Origin of the sequence: Rhizobium beringeri (genome assembly GCF_004306515.1) — a bacterium.
Taxonomy (GTDB): Bacteria; Pseudomonadota; Alphaproteobacteria; order Rhizobiales; family Rhizobiaceae; genus Rhizobium; species Rhizobium beringeri.
In genome coordinates, this window is sequence record NZ_SILG01000001.1 from 4,106,679 (window position 1) to 4,123,798 (window position 17,120).

At 61.4% G+C, this 17,120-nt stretch carries 17 protein-coding genes; 8 read left to right on the plus strand and 9 right to left on the minus strand.

The annotated features are described in order from the left end of the window. The first annotated feature begins 136 nt into the window (after window positions 1-136). Together ELH03_RS20490 and ELH03_RS20495 are read left to right on the plus strand one after the other, a co-directional pair. Window positions 137-865: a Bax inhibitor-1/YccA family protein gene (locus ELH03_RS20490; protein ID WP_128400361.1), complete on the plus strand. Its 729-nt coding sequence runs from the start codon at window positions 137-139 to the stop codon at window positions 863-865. A 107-nt stretch (window positions 866-972) separates the two neighbouring features. Then, entirely contained in the window at window positions 973-1,530 is a 558-nt protein-coding gene (locus ELH03_RS20495) for a GNAT family N-acetyltransferase (RefSeq protein ID WP_128400362.1), read from the plus strand. Window positions 1,531-1,537: 7 nt separating this feature from the next. On the opposite strand, the gene ELH03_RS20500 is transcribed toward ELH03_RS20495, so the two are convergent. The 3 genes from ELH03_RS20500 to acnA form a co-directional block, all read right to left on the minus strand. After that, window positions 1,538-1,939 (minus strand): DUF2794 domain-containing protein, encoded by a 402-nt coding sequence (locus tag ELH03_RS20500; RefSeq protein WP_018448249.1) that lies wholly within the window; start codon window positions 1,937-1,939, stop codon window positions 1,538-1,540. Between the two features lie 383 nt (window positions 1,940-2,322). Further along, window positions 2,323-3,063, minus strand: a complete 741-nt coding sequence (locus tag ELH03_RS20505; protein WP_128400363.1) for a DUF1223 domain-containing protein — start codon at window positions 3,061-3,063, stop codon at window positions 2,323-2,325. Between the two features lie 347 nt (window positions 3,064-3,410). After that, window positions 3,411-6,101 carry an aconitate hydratase AcnA gene (gene acnA / locus ELH03_RS20510; RefSeq protein ID WP_128411859.1) on the minus strand — a complete coding sequence of 897 codons (2,691 nt, stop codon included), beginning with the start codon at window positions 6,099-6,101 and terminating at the stop codon, window positions 3,411-3,413. A gap of 262 nt (window positions 6,102-6,363) precedes the next feature. Here acnA and ccmA point away from each other — a divergent pair, with 262 nt between their 5' ends. The 5 genes from ccmA (at window position 6,364) to ELH03_RS20540 (ending at window position 9,482) form a co-directional block, all read left to right on the plus strand. Further along, on the plus strand, window positions 6,364-7,011 hold the full coding sequence (ccmA, locus tag ELH03_RS20515) for a heme ABC exporter ATP-binding protein CcmA (protein ID WP_130659340.1): 648 nt from the start codon (window positions 6,364-6,366) through the stop codon (window positions 7,009-7,011). Between the two features lie 226 nt (window positions 7,012-7,237). Then, window positions 7,238-7,897: a heme exporter protein CcmB gene (gene ccmB, locus ELH03_RS20525; RefSeq protein ID WP_062941327.1), complete on the plus strand. Its 660-nt coding sequence runs from the start codon at window positions 7,238-7,240 to the stop codon at window positions 7,895-7,897. A 47-nt stretch (window positions 7,898-7,944) separates the two neighbouring features. Continuing rightward, window positions 7,945-8,706 (plus strand): heme ABC transporter permease, encoded by a 762-nt coding sequence (locus tag ELH03_RS20530; RefSeq protein ID WP_128400367.1) that lies wholly within the window; start codon window positions 7,945-7,947, stop codon window positions 8,704-8,706. 3 nt (window positions 8,707-8,709) lie between these two features. Further along, window positions 8,710-8,877 (plus strand): heme exporter protein CcmD, encoded by a 168-nt coding sequence (gene ccmD, locus ELH03_RS20535; protein ID WP_047620282.1) that lies wholly within the window; start codon window positions 8,710-8,712, stop codon window positions 8,875-8,877. Continuing rightward, window positions 8,874-9,482, plus strand: a complete 609-nt coding sequence (locus ELH03_RS20540) for a DsbE family thiol:disulfide interchange protein (RefSeq protein WP_018243972.1) — start codon at window positions 8,874-8,876, stop codon at window positions 9,480-9,482. Before ccmD ends, ELH03_RS20540 begins: the two co-directional genes overlap by 4 nt. Before the next feature lie 191 nt (window positions 9,483-9,673). Here the strand turns inward: ELH03_RS20540 and ELH03_RS20545 are convergent, their stop codons facing one another. From ELH03_RS20545 to ELH03_RS20570, 6 genes are all read right to left on the minus strand, one after another. After that, a complete protein-coding gene (locus tag ELH03_RS20545) occupies window positions 9,674-10,261 on the minus strand; it encodes a DUF2585 domain-containing protein (RefSeq protein WP_128400369.1) in 588 nt (195 codons plus the stop codon). Next, window positions 10,258-10,902: a septation protein A gene (locus tag ELH03_RS20550; protein WP_128400370.1), complete on the minus strand. Its 645-nt coding sequence runs from the start codon at window positions 10,900-10,902 to the stop codon at window positions 10,258-10,260. The genes ELH03_RS20545 and ELH03_RS20550 overlap by 4 nt, the downstream gene beginning before the upstream one ends. Before the next feature lie 76 nt (window positions 10,903-10,978). Further along, a complete protein-coding gene (gene ftsY, locus ELH03_RS20555; protein WP_128400371.1) occupies window positions 10,979-12,529 on the minus strand; it encodes a signal recognition particle-docking protein FtsY in 1,551 nt (516 codons plus the stop codon). A gap of 16 nt (window positions 12,530-12,545) precedes the next feature. Then, window positions 12,546-13,820, minus strand: coding sequence for a tRNA (N(6)-L-threonylcarbamoyladenosine(37)-C(2))-methylthiotransferase MtaB (gene mtaB, locus ELH03_RS20560; protein ID WP_128400372.1), 1,275 nt, complete (start codon window positions 13,818-13,820; stop codon window positions 12,546-12,548). Beyond that, complete coding sequence (gene dapF, locus ELH03_RS20565; RefSeq protein WP_128411861.1) at window positions 13,817-14,722, minus strand: diaminopimelate epimerase; 906 nt, start codon at window positions 14,720-14,722, stop codon at window positions 13,817-13,819. Before dapF ends, mtaB begins: the two co-directional genes overlap by 4 nt. A 114-nt stretch (window positions 14,723-14,836) precedes the next feature. Continuing rightward, window positions 14,837-15,061, minus strand: a complete 225-nt coding sequence (locus ELH03_RS20570) for a hypothetical protein (RefSeq protein ID WP_017962453.1) — start codon at window positions 15,059-15,061, stop codon at window positions 14,837-14,839. A gap of 471 nt (window positions 15,062-15,532) precedes the next feature. On the opposite strand from ELH03_RS20570, the gene ffh reads away from it, so the two are divergent. Continuing rightward, a complete protein-coding gene (gene ffh, locus ELH03_RS20580) occupies window positions 15,533-17,119 on the plus strand; it encodes a signal recognition particle protein (protein WP_128411862.1) in 1,587 nt (528 codons plus the stop codon). The last annotated feature ends 1 nt before the right edge of the window (window position 17,120 follow it).

Sequence of the window (17,120 nt, forward strand, 5' to 3'; positions counted from 1 at the left end):
GGCCGAGGCTTTGCAAGCCTCTTGTTTGCAATGGGCGAAAGCCTCATATTGTTCGCAGGCATGCTGGAGCTCCGCAGCGGCGCCCGGGTCGAAAACCCCGACACCGTATTTCCATCGGAGCTTGTAAGAGGAAATTATGGCTGATCTTCGTAACTATCAAAGCCGCGCTCAGACCGGCGAGATGATTGATCAAGGCCTGCGCGCTTATATGCTCAAGGTCTACAACCTGATGGCGCTGGGTCTGGCGATCACCGGTGTGGCCGCATATCTGTCGTTCCAATTCGCCTTCGCCAATGGCGAGCTGACCGCTTTCGGTCAGGCGATCTATGTGAGCCCGCTGAAGTGGGTGGTCATTCTGGCGCCGCTGGCCCTGGTGTTCTTCCTGAGCTTCCGGATCAATACCATGACGGTGGCCGCCGCCCAGACGACCTTTGCGGTCTATGCCGCGCTCGTCGGTCTGTCGCTCTCGTCGATCTTCCTGATCTACACGGGCCAGAGCGTCGTCCAGACTTTCTTCGTCACCGCCGCCTCCTTTGGCGCGCTGTCGCTTTACGGCTACACGACGAAGCGTAACCTGTCGGCGATGGGCTCGTTCCTGATCATGGGTCTCTTCGGCCTGATCATCGCCTCGATCGTCAACATCTTCCTGGCGTCGTCCGCCGTGCAGTTCGCAATCTCGGTGCTCGGCGTCCTGATCTTCGCAGGCCTAACCGCCTACGATACACAGCGGATCAAGGAATTGTACCTGGAAGCCGATGACGTCGCCGTCGCCGGTCGCAAGGCGATCATGGGCGCGCTGACGCTCTATCTCGACTTCATCAACCTCTTCATGTTCCTGCTGCAGTTCATGGGCAACCGTAAATAAGCAGGACAGACTGAGATCGAAAAGGCGGCTTCGGCCGCCTTTTTTGTTGCGCGGGCTTTCGCGGGGTGGTTTGAAGGCCTTACCCACTCCTATGGACCTGCCGCGAAATGTCCTTCCTCCTGCGCGATGCCTCGAACGCCGATATTCCCGCCATTGCCGATATCTATCGCGAATCCGTCCTGAACGGCGTCGCGAGCTATGAGATCGTGCCGCCCTCCGAGGCCGAGATGGCGCTGCGTTTTTCGGCGATCGTCAGCCAGCAATATCCCTATATTGCCGCAACCGATGCGGATGGAACCCTGCTCGGCTACGCCTATGCCTCAGCCTTTCGCACGCGTCCTGCCTATCGCTGGCTGGTCGAGGATTCGATCTATCTGGCGCCTGAAGCCCGGGGCCGGGGCATCGGCAAGGCGCTGCTCGCCGAACTGATCGACCGCTGCACCGGACTCGGTTTCCGTCAGATGGCAGCCGTCATCGGCGGCGCCAGCCCCGCCTCGATCGCGCTTCATCGCACGGCCGGCTTCGAGGAGGTTGGTCTAATGAAGGGCACCGGCTACAAGCACGGCCGCTGGCTGGACACGATGTTCATGCAGCGCGCGCTCGGCGAAGCCATGACGAGCGATCCGGATCCGTCCGTCTATCCCGGCACGCTGTTTGACGGCTGATGCGGGTTTATTTGTCGACCAGCTTCAGGGCCTTGTCGAACACCTTCAGCACCTGGTTCAGCTCGTGACCGCGCTTCAGGATCGTGCCGTTGGTGTTGATCACGGAATAGGCGCCCTGCTTGGCGGCGAGCTTCGGGTTTTTCTCGATGCGGAAGAGCGGCATTTCGCCGGAACGCTTGAAGACGGAAAAGACTGCCCGGTCCTTCAGGTGATCGATGGCGTAGTCGCGCCATTCACCGTCACCGACCATACGGCCGTAGATCCAGAGGATCGCGTCCAGTTCGCGCCGGTGAAAGGTCACCGGAAGCGGGTCCTTGCTTTGCTTGTATTCCCTGAGATCGACGACGACTGAGGAACTGTGGTCGACGGAACGGCTTTCGCCGTGTCGCAAATCCGGCTGATCTGTCATCAGTCTCACAAGGCCTCCACATGTGACAGGAGAGTGACAGTTTGCCCGAGCCGCTGCAAATTGCAAGAGTGCCGTCCGCCACATTCGGCCGCACCACAGCGCCGCGCGTCTCTCGCGCAAGGACGCTCTAGCACTTGAGTCTGCGCATCATGCCTCCCGAAAGCTGGGTCCGATTTTCGGAAGCCGTGATGTGCTGGGCAGACCAACGCTTTCTCTACAGCGCCGCATTTCAGTCAAAACAGCGCCTCATTTGCAGGAGATTTATGAATTCCAGTTTGGCGCCAGCGCGCCAAAGGGCCCGGCGGAGCGTATCGACCTTAACCCCAGCCCCGAATACGCTCGGCCGGGCCGCCCCAGCATTTCATCCGTAACCGGATGAAATTTCAGATATTTTTTCCAGCCATCACTACGGTCGCGCCAAGTATCGCAGCCGGATCGCCGTCTGCGGTCGCCGATTGCAGCAGAATCGCGCAGCCCTCGAGCTGCGGCCGCTGCAGGACGCTGGCCGGCAGCGTCAGACTGGTCGCCTTGCCGTCCCACATGCCGACGGTTTCGACATTGGTGACGCTATGCAGATAGGAGATCTTCTGGCCGCTGTTCTCGCCCTTTTCGACGTCGATTGTCTTTTCCTTGTCGAAATAGACCATCACGACATTGGCTTTGCCCTGCCCCGCGCCGATCTTGATCTCCAGCTCATCGCCGCGCATCGCGGCACTGATGGGAACGGTCAGGCCGTTGCCTTCGCTGCTAAAGGTGTCGATCTTGCTGTTGATGCCGTTGAGATCGGCGCCGGCCAGATGGCCGCGTCCGTTGACGATGGCTTGCGGCGTGTAGACGTTGCTGCGGCCCATCGTCCTGGCATAGCCATACTGCCGCTCGGTGTTTTCCTTGGAGCTTAGCGTATCGGCCCAGCCGAGATAATTCCAGTAATCGACATGATAGGCGAGCGCGATGACATCGCCCTGGTTCACCAGCTTGCGGAAAGCGGCATCAGCGGGAGGACAGGAGGAGCAGCCCTGCGCCGTGAAGAGTTCGACGACACCTTTCGGCGTGCCGTCTTCAGCCTGCAACGGGCCTGAGAGAACAACGCCGGCGATCAGCGGAATCAAAAAACGGGGGGACATTCACCTGCACCTCTTTTTCAGCGCCGACGGCCTGTTCGAACCGGAGGCTCTGACATATGAACGTACGAATAATCCTTCCGGGCCCAAACGAAAAGTCACGAACGGGTGAGACGTAGCTCGACGGGAACTTGCGCAAAACAAATCATCGTGAGCCCCGTTTAAATACTGTCGCCGCAAAGAAAAGCCGCCGGAAACTGCTCTCCGGCGGCCATTATCAGTCAAGTCTCCTAGATCCGGATGATTTTAGGCCGACCCGGCCTAAAATCTGAATCCGGATCTAGATCAAAGAAGAAGAGCATGATGTCGTCCGAAAACCGCTCACACTTTTCGGCATCATGCTCTGAAAATCAGGCAGCGAGATCACGCAGAACCGTCTGCAGGATGCCGCCATTGTTGAGGTAGATCACCTCGTCGAGCGTATCGACGCGCGACAGCAGCGGAACCTCCTTCACGGTGCCGTCGCCATAGGTGATCCTGGCGATCTTCTTTTCGCGCGGCTTGATCTTTTCCAGGCCTTCGATGGTGACGAGTTCATCGCCCTTGAGGCCAAGGCTCTGCCAGGTCGTGCCCTCTTCGAAGACGAAGGGAATGATGCCCATGCCGACGAGGTTCGAGCGATGGATGCGCTCGAAGGACTGGGCGACCACCGCCTTGACGCCGAGCAGGTTGGTGCCCTTGGCAGCCCAGTCACGCGAGGAGCCGTTGCCGTATTCGACACCGGCGAAGATGACGAGCGGCACGCCTTCCTGCTTGTACTGCATCGCGGCGTCGTAGATCGAGGTCTCTTCCTTCGACGGGTAATGGATGGTGTAGCCACCCTCCTTGCCGTTCGGGCCGAGCATGTGGTTGCGGATGCGGATATTGGCGAAGGTGCCGCGCATCATCACTTCATGGTTGCCGCGGCGCGTGCCGTACTGGTTGAAGTCGGCAACGGCGACGTCGTGGCCGATGAGGTAGGCGCCGGCTGGCGATGCCGCCTTGATCGAACCGGCTGGCGAGATGTGGTCGGTGGTGATCTTGTCGCCGAACAGACCAAGCACGCGGGCGCCCTTAATGTCGGAAACGCCGGTGCCCTTCTTGCCCATGCCGACGAAGTAAGGCGGGTTCTGCACGTAGGTCGAATTGTCGTCCCAGGCATAGGTCTGCCCCGGCGGAACCTGGACGGCCTGCCAGTTGACGTCGCCCTTGAAGACATCGGCGTACTTGGATTCGTAAAGCTCGCGGGTCACGTATTTCAGGATGAATTCCTGGACTTCCTTCGAAGTCGGCCAGATGTCCTTGAGATAAACAGGGTTGCCGCTCTGGTCTTCACCGATCGGCTCCTTGGTCAGATCCATCTGCACGGTGCCGGCAAGCGCATAAGCGACAACCAGCGGCGGAGATGCGAGATAGTTCGCCTGCACGTCAGGCGAGATGCGGCCTTCGAAGTTACGGTTGCCGGAGAGAACGCCGGAAACGATAAGACCCTTGTCGTTGATCGTCTTCGAGATCGGTGCCGGAAGCGGGCCGGAATTGCCGATGCAGGTGGTGCAGCCGAAGCCGACGAGGTTGAAGCCGAGCTTGTCGAGATCGGCCTGCAGGCCCGACTTGGCGAGATATTCGCCGACGACTTGGCTTCCAGGTGCCAGCGAGGTCTTCACCCACGGCTTCGTCTTCAGGCCCTTGGCAACGGCGTTGCGGGCAAGAAGGCCGGCGGCGATCAGCACTGACGGGTTGGAGGTGTTGGTGCACGACGTGATGGCAGCGATCGCCACGTCACCGTGGCCGAGATCGAAATCGGTGCCTTCAACCGCATAGCGGTTGTTCAACTGGCCGGGCTTCTTGTAGTCGGCATCCATGGAGCCGGCAAAACCGGTCGCGATGTTCTCAAGCGAAATGCGGCCTTCCGGACGCTTCGGGCCAGCCATCGACGGCACGACGTCGTTAAGATCGAGTTCCAGCGTATCGGTGAAGACGAGCTCGGAGCCGTCGCCCTCGCGCCACATCCCTTGCGCCTTCGAATAGGCTTCGACGAGGGCGATCCGGTCATGCGTACGGCCGGACATGGTAAGGTAGTTGATCGTTTCGCCGTCAACCGGGAAGAACCCGCAGGTGGCGCCATATTCCGGGCCCATGTTGCCGATCGTCGCGCGGTCGGCGAGCGGCATATTGTCCATGCCAGGGCCGAAGAATTCGACGAACTTTGAAACGACGCCCTTCTTGCGCAGCATCTGCACGACGGTGAGAACGAGGTCGGTCGCCGTGACGCCTTCCTTGAGCTTGCCGGTCAGCTTGAAGCCGATGACTTCGGGAAGCAGCATCGAGACCGGCTGGCCGAGCATCGCAGCTTCCGCTTCGATACCGCCCACACCCCAGCCGAGAACGCCGAGACCGTTGATCATCGTCGTGTGGCTGTCGGTGCCGACGCAGGTATCGGGATAGGCGATCGTCTCGCCGTCCTCTTCCTTGGTCCAGACGGTCTGGCCGAGATATTCGAGATTGACCTGATGACAGATGCCGGTGCCGGGAGGCACGACGCGGAAATTCTTGAAGGCCTGCTGGCCCCACTTCAGGAAGCGGTAGCGCTCGCCGTTGCGCTGGTATTCCAGCTCGACGTTGCGGGCGAAGGCCTGCGGCGTGCCGAATTCGTCGACGATGACGGAGTGGTCGATGACTAGATCGACGGGAACGAGCGGGTTGATCTTCTCGGGATCGCCGCCGAGCGACACCATCGCGTCGCGCATCGCGGCGAGATCGACGACGGCGGGAACGCCGGTGAAGTCCTGCATCAGCACGCGCGCCGGGCGATAGGCGATTTCGTTTTCGACCGCACCCTTATTGTTCAGCCACTCGGCAACGGCCAGGATGTGCTCCTTGGTGACCGACTGGCCGTCTTCGAAGCGCAGCAGGTTTTCGAGCAGCACTTTCATCGAATAGGGAAGCTTCGACACGCCGGCCAGACCGTTTGCCTCAGCCTTGGGCAGGCTGTAATAGACATAGTCCTTCCCGTTGACGGAAAGCGTGGAACGACAATTGAAACTGTCAAGAGATTTAGACACGAGATACCCCGTTTCTGATAGCCAACACAGTCGTGCGAACGCCTATGCACTTAATGCACATCAGGATGCGGGTACGGCCATTTCCGCTGTCCGCACGTGGAACAGACGCTCCAAGTTCGGCGCAAGGATGAAATTCACGCCGACCGCTGGCGTGGTTGCAGGTCTTATAGATAATTTCCTAAAAACTTGCCATACCCGAGGACAGTCAAAATCGGACATTTTTTGACCCCGCCGCAAGCCGAAACCAGGAAAGAGCCGACGCATGCATCTCACCGCCGAAAATCTAGCTGCAAGGCGCGGTGAGGATCTCATTTTCGTTAACATTTCCTTTCACTTGGCAGCCGGTGAGGCGCTTATCCTGACCGGTAGAAATGGATCGGGAAAGTCCACTTTGTTGCGTGTGGCCGCCGGCCTCCTCAGGCCGGAAAAAGGCACCGTCAAATTTCACGATGGAGAGAGCGGGGCAGACAGACATGCCGGCGAAGCAAGCCACTACCTCGGCCATAGAAATGCGATGAAGAATGAACTTACGGTTGCAGAAAACCTCGATTTCTGGCGCAGCTTTCTCGGCAATACAGGCTCCGCTGCCGCCCTTTCCGTCGAGGACGCCGCTGACGCCGTCGGCCTTTCCGGCATCACCCACCTTCCCTTCGGTTATCTCTCCGCCGGCCAGCAGCGCCGGATAGCCTTCGCCAAGCTGCTCGTCGCCCACCGCCCCGTCTGGATCCTCGACGAACCGACCGCGGCACTCGACGCCAGCGCTGACCGGCTGTTTGCCGATTTGATTGGAGCGCATCTGGAAAAGGGCGGCATCGTGCTGGCGGCAACGCATCAGCCTCTGGGGCTGAAGAATGCGCAGGAATTGAAGATGACGGGCTTTGCCGGTGTGGATGCGGGGGTGTGGGGGTGATGTATCTCCGTATGGCTACCCCCCTCTGCCCTGCCGGGCATCTCCCCCACAAGGGGGGAGATCACAAGCCGCTCAGCTTTCCCGCCTCGCAACCGGATTGCCGATTTGGATGGCCGATTGTTTGGGGAAGCGAGAGCATCCAGCCGATCTCCCCCCTTGTGGGGGAGATGCCCGGCAGGGCAGAGGGGGGTGCCCCGTCCACCGCACATGCAGAGAGCTGCCCCGCATGACCGCCCTCTTCCTCCGCGACCTGAAGCTCTCGATTCGCGCCGGCGGCGGTGCGCTGATCGGCGTGCTGTTCTTCCTGACCATCGTCGCCGTCATTCCCTTCGGCGTCGGCCCCGATCTCAAGCTGCTGTCGCGCATCGGCCCCGCCATCGTCTGGATCGGCGCGCTGCTCGCCGCCCTTCTCGGCCTCGACCGCCTGTTCCAGGCCGAGCGCGACGACGGATCGCTCGATCTGATGCTGATGCAGGAAACGCCGCTCGTCCTCACCGTGCTGGTCAAATGCCTTGCCCATTGGACGGCCACCAGCCTGCCGCTGGTCATCGCCTCGCCGCTGCTCGGCCTCTTCATGAACATGGACGAGACGGCGATCGGCGCGACCATGCTGACGCTGCTGGTCGGCTCGCCCGCCATCACCTTCATCGGCGCCGTCGGCGCCGCCGTTGCCGTGGCACTGCCCCGCGGCGGCCTGCTGGTCTCGATCCTGGTGCTGCCATTGACCATCCCGGTGCTGATCTTCGGCGTCAGCGCCACCTATGCCGCAGTCGAAGATCCGGCTCCGTTTCTGCCGCCCTTTCTGATTCTCATCGCTTTGACACTCTTCTTCGCGGTCATCGGCCCAGCAGCCGCCGCCCTGGCGCTGCGAAACACGGCGGATTGATGGGGCATTCGATTGCAGGAAAAACCGGATCAAGGTATGGAAGCGACATGAGCGAAACGAGCCTTGCCATCAGCAAATTCAGCGATCTCGCCAACCCGACGCGATTTCTGGCGCTGGCGGCGCGCGCCATTCCGTGGCTGGCCGGCATCACCGCCCTCTGTTTTATCGTCGGCCTCTACCTGAGCTTCGCCACCGAAGGCGATTACCAGCAGGGCGAGACCGTGCGCATCATGTATATCCACGTCCCCTCCGCCTGGCTTTCGATGATGTGCTATACGATCATGAGCGTCTCGGCGATCGGCACGCTGGTCTGGCGCCATCCACTGGCCGATGTCTCCGCCAAAGCCGCAGCCCCGCTCGGCGCCGCCTTCACCCTGCTCGCGCTCGTAACCGGCTCGCTCTGGGGCAAGCCGATGTGGGGCACCTGGTGGGTCTGGGATGCGCGGCTGACCTCCGTCTTCGTTCTCTTCCTGATGTATCTCGGGCTGATTGCGCTCAGCCGCGCCATCGACGATCCGTCGAAGGCCGCGCGCGTCAGCGCCGTGCTCATCCTCGTCGGCTTCGTCAACATCCCGATCATCAAATTCTCGGTCGAGTGGTGGAACACGCTGCATCAATCGGCAAGCGTGCTGCGCCTCGACGGCCCGGCGATCGATCCGGAATTCCTGCGGCCGCTGTTCATCATGGCAATCGCCTTCACCCTGCTCTTCTTCACGCTGCACATCATGGCTATGAGGAACGAGATCTGGCGCCGCCGCATCGCCGCCCAGCGCCGCCTTGCTGCCCGCATGGCGAGCCGGGAGGATTAAATCGTGACGCATGCCTTCTACGTCTACGCCTCCTACGGCTTCGCGGCCCTGGTGACGATCGCTGTGACGGTCTGGACCTGGGCCGATGGCCGCGCCCGCCGCAGGGAACTTGCTGCACTCGAGGCCGCCGGCATCCGCCGCCGCTCGGCGCGCGCAAGGGACGGCGAATGAACGACACACCGGAAAAGACCACCGACAAACCGCGCGGGTTGGGTCGCTATACGTTGGCGCTTCTGCCGCTGATCGTCTTCGGCGGCATTGCGGCGACAGCCGCAAAGATGCTCTACGACCAGGATTTCCATGGCAAGAACATCGCGGAAATCCCCTCCGCCCTGATCGGCACCAAGGCGCCCACGCTGAACCTGCCGCCGCTCGACGGCGCCAACCTGCCGGCGCTGACCGATGCCGCAATCAAGGGCAAGCTGACCCTCGTCAACGTCTTCGCCTCATGGTGTCTCCCCTGCCGGGACGAACATCCGGTATTGAAGGAACTGGCAAAGGACGGACGGCTGAACATCGTCGCCATCAATTACAAGGACCAGAGCGACAACGCCCTGCGTTTCCTCGGCGAACTCGGCAACCCCTATCAGGCGATCGGCATCGATCCGAACGGCAAAGCGGCAATCGACTGGGGCGTCTACGGCATTCCGGAAAGCTATCTGGTCGGGCCAGACGGCACGATCCTCTACAAGCGCGTCGGCCCCTTCGACGATATCAGCCTGAAGGAAGGGCTGTTTCCAGCGATGGAAAAGGCGCTCGGCAAGCCGGTTTCGTAGCGATTACTCCACAAAGACCCCTCCCCAACCCCTCCCCACAAGGGGGAGGGACTAACTCGTGGCACCCGCCTCTAGCAAATATCAGCCTCTCTGCGGATGAAACGGTGAAACGGAAAGCGGCGGAGCGGCATCTAAGCCCCTCCCGTTTGTGGGGAGGGGTTGGGGAGGGGTCCTATTGGGACAAAGAAGCGTTAAAGCCCGCTCTGCCAGACCTTGATCGCCTCTACCGGCCAGATCAGCATGACAACGTTGAGCGTCAGGTTGTCGCGGATCACGTAGCCGGTGAAAATCTCGAAGAAGATGGCGATCGCCACCGTGAGCGCCACTGGCGCGCGCCGCGCGAAGAAGAAGCCGACGCACATGAAGATGGTGTCCATCGCCGAATTCAGGATGCTGTCGCCGTAATAATCGAGCGCGATCGTCGCCGTGCGGTAGCGGTCGATGATGAGAGGCGAATTCTCGAGCAGTTCCCAGCTGGATTCGATCACCAGCGCCAGCAGCAGCCTTGCCGCCAGCGGCTTGCCGCGCAGGATGAGATGCGCGAGCCCGTAGAACAGGAAGCCGTGGATGATGTGCGACGGCGTATACCAATCCGACAGATGCTGCGAATTGCCGCTGGTATTGACCCCGCCCTCCCACAGCTTGACATAACCGCAGGCGCAGATCGGCACGCGGCCCATCAGATATTCGGCGGCAATCTGAATGATCAGAACCGCAAGGCAGGCGGCGAACCAAAAGGTCTGGTGCCTTACGCGGTATTCGGCCTCTGCAGCGCTCACTTCTCGCCGTCCGTTTCCAGATTGATGCTATGCTTCAATACCAGCGGCATCTGCGCCAGCGTGAAGATGATGGTGATCGGCATCGTGCCCCAGACCTTGAAGGCGACCCAGGTACCGTCGGAAAAATTGCGCCAGACGACTTCGTTCAGCACGGCGAGGAAGAGAAAGAAGATGCCCCAGCGGATGGTGAGCTTGCGCCAACCCTCGGCATCGAGCTGAAAGGCGGCATTGAAGACATAGCCGAGCAGCGACCTGCCGAAGGCCAGCCCGCCGAGAAGCGCCACCCCGAACAGCGCGTTGACGATGGTCGGCTTCATCTTGATGAAGGTCTCGTTCTGCAGCCAGATCGACAGCGAGCCGAAGATGAGGACGACGATGCCGGATACAAAGGGCATAATCGGCAGATGGCCGAGCACGATCTTCGACACGATCAGCGAGATGATCGTCGCCGCCATGAAGAGGCCGGTCGCGACGAACAGCGGTCCGCCCAATTCGGAAAGAGCAGGAAACGTCTCCACCAGCCACTGGCCACGCAGATTGGCGAAGAAGAAGATCAGCAGCGGCCCGAGTTCCAGCGCCAGTTTCAGCAGCGGATGATGCCGGTCGGCCGCGGTCGGGGTGATATCGCTTTCGGTGCTCATGCGTTCTTCAAACCTGTTTTCCTGGAAACCTGTTTCCGGCCGTGCCTTGCAGGCCTTCGGCGGCATATCTGTGGCATCATTGCCCAAGTCCGGCAATGGCATGGGCAAAATCCTCGGCCTCGAACGGTTCCAGATCCTCGACGCCCTCGCCAACGCCGATGAAATAGACCGGCAGCTTGTGCTTGGCGGAAATGGCAACGAGAATGCCACCGCGCGCCGTGCCGTCGAGCTTGGTCATGATCAGCCCGTTGACACCGGCGACATTGCGGAAGATCTCGACCTGGCTGAGCGCGTTCTGCCCCGTCGTGGCATCGAGCGTCTGCAGCACGGTATGCGGCGCATCGGGATCGAGTTTGCCGAGCACGCGCACGATCTTCTCGAGCTCGGCCATCAGCTCGGCCTTGTTCTGCAGGCGGCCGGCGGTATCGACGATCAGCACGTCGCATTTTTTCGCCTTCGCCTGTTCGAAGGCATCATAGGCAAGGCCGGCGGCATCGGCGCCGAGCTTGGTGCCGATGAATTCGGATTTCGTCCGGTCGGCCCAGATTTTCAGCTGCTCGATCGCCGCCGCACGGAAAGTATCGCCGGCGGCCAGCATCACCTTCAGCCCCGCGCCGGAAAGCTTCGCCGCAAGCTTGCCGATCGTTGTCGTCTTGCCCGTGCCGTTGACGCCGACGACGAGGATGACATGCGGCTTGTGCGAGAGGTCGAGCTGCAGCGGCTTGGCGACCGGCTTCAGGACCTTGGCGATTTCGGACGCCATGATCCGGCTGACATCCTCGCCGGTGACATCCTTGCCGTAGCGTTCGGAAGCAAGCGTGTCGGTGACGCGCATGGCAGTCTCGACGCCGAGATCGGCCTGGATCAGCAGATCTTCGAGATCCTGCAGCGTCTCGTCATCAAGCTTGCGCTTGGTGAAGAGCGCAGTGATCTGGCTGGTCAGCTGCGAAGAGGTGCGCGCAAGGCCGTTGCGCAGGCGCTGGAACCAGCTGAGCTTCGGCTGCAAGATAACCGGCTCCGGCTCGACGACCGAACGGCCGGTGGCGAAACCCTTGGGGAGGATGGGGGATTCTGGCCTCGGCTGCTCGATGGCCGCCTCGGAGGGCTGCGCAAGCGGGATGTCCTCTTCTGCCTTGTCCGGCATCTCCGCAGCCGGAGGGATCGGCGGAATGGAGATGTCGTCTTCCACGTCAGGCGCCAAAATCTCTTCGGGCAGCGTCTCTATAATCTCGACGACGGCTTCGGCAGCATTAGGCGTCTCATCGTCAATGGCATCGTCCGAGGAACCGGAAGGCAAGGCGTCCGCAACTTGTTCGACTTCGGCTTCGGCCTCCAGCAGCGAGAGCGGCACCAGGCCGAAATCGCTCATCTGATCCGCAGGAGGAAGCGGCACTGCCTCCTCGATGATACTTGGCTCCTCGATGATACTTGGCGCCTCGACCCCACCGTCGCCGATATCGGCGGCCGGGCCGCCGGCCATGTCCATTTCCTCGGGCAGAACGGGATCATCGGCGACCGGCAAGACCGCGTCCGGCGACTGCTGTTCGAACTCGGCCTCCACCGCGCTCGTCTCCGCCGGCTTGTCCTTGCCGAAGGTAAAGACCTTTTTGATGAAACTGAGCGCCATGGGAATTCCGTGAAAGTCAGGCCGCTGCTGCGGCCGTCAATTGCATGTCGAGATGCTTGCCATTGTGGCCGGTGATCGTGACCGGCACAAGTTCGCCGGGACGAAGGCCGGGTGCCGCGACCAGCGTGAAGTTCTCCGTATGCGCCAGGCCGTTGTTTTCAACAAGCAGCCATTGCCGGGTTCCGATCATCCCATCGAGATGGGATTGATGCAGCCTATGTCCAGTGGCGCGCAGCCTTGCGGCGCGATCCTTGACCAGCGACCGGTCGAGCTGCGGCATGCGCGCTGCCGGCGTGCCGGGACGCGGACTGTAGGGGAAGACATGCAGATGGGCGATACCAGCCTCTTCGGCCAACCGGACGGCATTCTCGAACATCTCTTCGGTTTCCGTGGGAAAGCCGGCGATCATATCGGCACCGAAGCTCATCTCGGGGCGGAGGCGGCGCGCATCCTCGATGAAACGCAGCGCATCGGCGCGCAAATGCCGGCGCTTCATGCGCTTCAGGATCATGTCGTCGCCGTGCTGCAGCGACAGATGCAGATGCGGCATGAAGCGTGGCTCGTCGGCGATGAGATCCATCAGATGGGCATCGGCTTCGATGCTGTCGATCGAGGAAAGCCGCAGGCGGCGAATATCAGGGATCTGTTTCAGCAGCGTCTTGGCCAAAAGCCCGAGCGTCGGGGCGCCGGGCAGATCGCCGCCATAGCTGGTGGCATCGACGCCGGTCAGCACGATCTCGCGGTAACCGCCGTCGACGAGATTGCGGGCCTGGTCGACGACAGCTCCCATCGGCACGGAGCGGGAATTGCCGCGGCCATAGGGAATGATGCAGAAGGTGCAGCGATGGTCGCAGCCATTCTGCACCTGGATGAAGGCGCGCACGTGGCCGTCGATATGCCTGACCATCTGCGGCGCCGTCGCCTTGACACTCATGATATCGTTGACGCGGAGCTTCTCTTCGGCCGAAACGCCGAAGTCCGGCAGGCCGCGATAGGAGGCGCTCGTCAGCTTCTCCTCGTTGCCGAGCACGGCATCGACCTCTGCCATCGCGGCGAAGGTTTGCTTTTCCGTCTGCGCGGCGCAGCCGGTGACGATGATGCGGGCATGCGGATTGTCACGCCGTGCCCGGCGGATCGCCTGGCGTGCCTGGCGCACGGCCTCGCCGGTCACGGCACAGGTGTTGACCAGGACGGCGTTGTTGAGCCCGGCCTTTTCAGCCTGCGCCTTCATCACTTCGGATTCATATGTGTTGAGGCGGCAGCCGAAGGTAATGACCTCGATGCCGCTCACTGCGCCTCCGCCTCTCGGGTACCCTCGCGCGACCAGAGACCGGTCGAAGGATCGAGCCTGCCCGACCATTCCCATTCGGCCGGACCGGTCATGATGACGTGATCGTCGCGCTCGCGCCATTCGATCGAAAGCGTGGCCGGCGGCTTGGCGCTTGCCACATTGATCGTCACCTTGCGGCCGGTGCGGCCGGTGCGCGCAGCACTGACGGCAGCCGAACAGGCGGCCGAGCCACAGGCGAGCGTCAGTCCCGCGCCGCGTTCCCAGGTGCGCGTCGTCAGGGATGTCGGCGAGGTCACTTGCGCCAGCGTGATATTGGCCCGCTCGGGAAACATCGGGTGGTTTTCGAGCAGCGGTCCGAAACGGGCGAGATCATAGGACATCACGTCCCTGTCCACCCAGAAGATTGCATGCGGATTGCCCATCGACATCGCCGAGGGCGAATGCAGTACCGGGTTGTCGATCGGGCCGATCTGCAGTTCGATGCGGCTGGTGTCGTGGAATTCTTCCGCCAGCGGGATCCTGTCCCAATCGAACACCGGCCGGCCCATATCGACCGAAATCGTCCCGTCCTCGTGCTCGACGGCGTTGAGGATGCCGGCGACCGTCTGGAAGGTGAAGACCTTCCTGCCGGTCTCGGCTGCCAGCGCCTGCACGACGCAGCGCGTGCCGTTGCCGCAGGCCTGCGCCTTCGAGCCATCGGAATTCAGGATATCGATGAAGGCATCGGTGCCTTCGGCCTTCGGATCATGGATCGCCATGATCTGATCGAACTCAGTCTGCGGATCGGCATTGAGCGCAACCGCCGCCGCAGGCGTCACCTTGTCCGGCCGGCCGCGCAAGTCAACAACCAGGATCTTGTTGCCAAGCCCGTTCATCCTCGCGAATTCGACCGTTGTGCTCATGGTATCATTCCGTCTGCCTTTCCGGTGTATATGGCGGAAATGCGAAGGAATTACCAGTGGGTGGGTGCCGGGCAGGCGTAGCAGCCCGCCGATCCTTTCGAGGCAGTTTTGCTTTTATCGCTGTGCACCGTCGGGATCGAAAGACGCAGCATGGGCTTCGACAATAGCTGCGGTGATGACCTTTCTCAGCTCGTAGACCAGCGAGCGGGACCGCTTGCGATCCAGATCCTGTGCCGCCTTCGCAAGATTCAAGCCTTCGTTCAGGACAATATGATGGGCCCGCGCCAGCGCCCAGCTCTCAATATCAGCATTTAGCATTCGATATCTCCGCCGATTCATTCGGCATCAAGGATATTCACGAATCATTTTACAGGACGCACTTAAGTAGAAAGTAGAATCACAAGCCGAATAATTTGCAACTGGCGTTGACAGCGAATTCGGGCCTGCGACTGGAATATTTATCGGCAAAAGCTGAAAGCATGGCGGACTACTTAGGCTGATACATCGGTTTGTTTGAATATGTACTTTGGCTGCAACCACTAGGTGATACGGCTTCTGAGAAGTCCGTCATGTGGTCATTTGTCCGCATCGCCTTGACTTTCGCGCGGCTTTCCTGTTTATCGCGCCCAATCCGCGACGAGCCACACGACTCCGAGCCGCCGACCGGGACCTTGAGATCCCGGAGGTCAACACCCGACAGCGCGATGCGCCCTCGGGTGCTTTTTGGCTTTGCGTCTTGTTTTCGTCAAGGAAAAGCACGACGTTTCCGGGCATATCCAAACCCGCCCGAAACGTATCAAGGAAGAGCCGATGTTTGAAAACCTCCAGGACCGTCTTGGATCCATTCTGAATGGACTGACAGGCCGTGGCGCGCTTTCGGAAGCCGATGTTTCCGCAGCGCTGCGCGAGGTTCGCCGTGCGTTGCTGGAGGCCGACGTCGCGCTCGACGTCGTGCGTTCCTTCACCGACCGCGTGCGTGAAAAGGCCGTCGGCGCCGAGATCCTGAAGTCGATCAAGCCCGGCCAGATGGTCGTCAAGATCGTCCATGACGAACTGATCGAGATGCTGGGTGGCGAAGGCGTCGGCATCGACCTGCATGCGCCGGCCCCAGTCGTCGTCATGATGGTCGGTCTGCAGGGCTCCGGCAAGACGACGACGACGGCAAAGATCGCCCATCGCCTGTCGACGCGCGAGAAGAAGAAGGTGCTGATGGCATCGCTCGACACGCGCCGTCCAGCAGCCCAGGAGCAGCTTCGCCAGCTCGGTGCGCAGGCCAATGTCGACACGCTGCCCATCATATCAGGCCAGTCGCCGACGGATATCGCCACCCGCGCCGTGCAGGCGGCAAAGCTCGGCGGCCACGACGTCGTCATCCTCGATACCGCCGGCCGCACGCATATCGACGAGCCCTTGATGGTCGAAATGGCCGATATCAAGAAGCGCTCGAACCCGCATGAAATCCTGCTGGTCGCCGATAGCCTCACCGGCCAGGATGCCGTCAACCTCGCCCGCAGTTTCGACGAACGTGTCGGGATCACCGGTCTGGTGCTGACCCGCATGGACGGCGATGGCCGCGGCGGTGCTGCCCTTTCGATGCGCGCAGTCACCGGCAAGCCGATCAAGCTGATCGGCGTCGGCGAGAAGATGACCGAGCTGGAGGAGTTCCATCCCCGCCGCATCGCCGACCGCATCCTCGGCATGGGCGACATCGTTTCGCTCGTCGAGCGCGCGGCAGAGAATATCGACGCCGAGAAGGCGGCCGCCATGGCCGCCAAGATGGCCAAGGGCAAGTTCGACCTCGACGACCTCGCCGACCAGCTGCGCCAGATGCAGAAGATGGGCGGCATGGGCGGCATCATGGGCATGATGCCCGGCATGTCGGGCATGAAGGACAAGATGGCCGCAGCCGGCCTCGACGACAAGCTTTTCGGCCGCCAGATCGCCATCATCCAGTCGATGACCAGGGCCGAGCGCACCAATCCCGACCTGCTCAAGCATTCGCGCAAGAAGCGCATCGCAGCCGGGTCCGGCACCGATGCCGCCGCCATCAACAAGCTTCTGAAGATGCACCGCCAGATGGCGGACATGATGAAGATGATGGGCGGCAAGGGCAAAGGCGGCATGATGAAGCAGATGATGGGTGGCCTTGCCGGCAAGATGGGGCTTGGCGGCGGCATGGGCGGCATGGGTGGCGGCATGCCCGATCTCTCGAATATCGATCCTCGACAGCTCGAGGCCTTGCAGAAGCAGGCGGAAGCGGCGGGGCTTGGAAAGCCGGGTGGGGGTATGCCCGGTCTCGGCGGTCTGCCGGGTGGTTTGTCGGGCCTCGGCGGCGCCAAGCTGCCGGGCCTTGGCGGTGGTTTCCCGGGATTGCCCGGATTGCCGAAGAAGAAGTGAA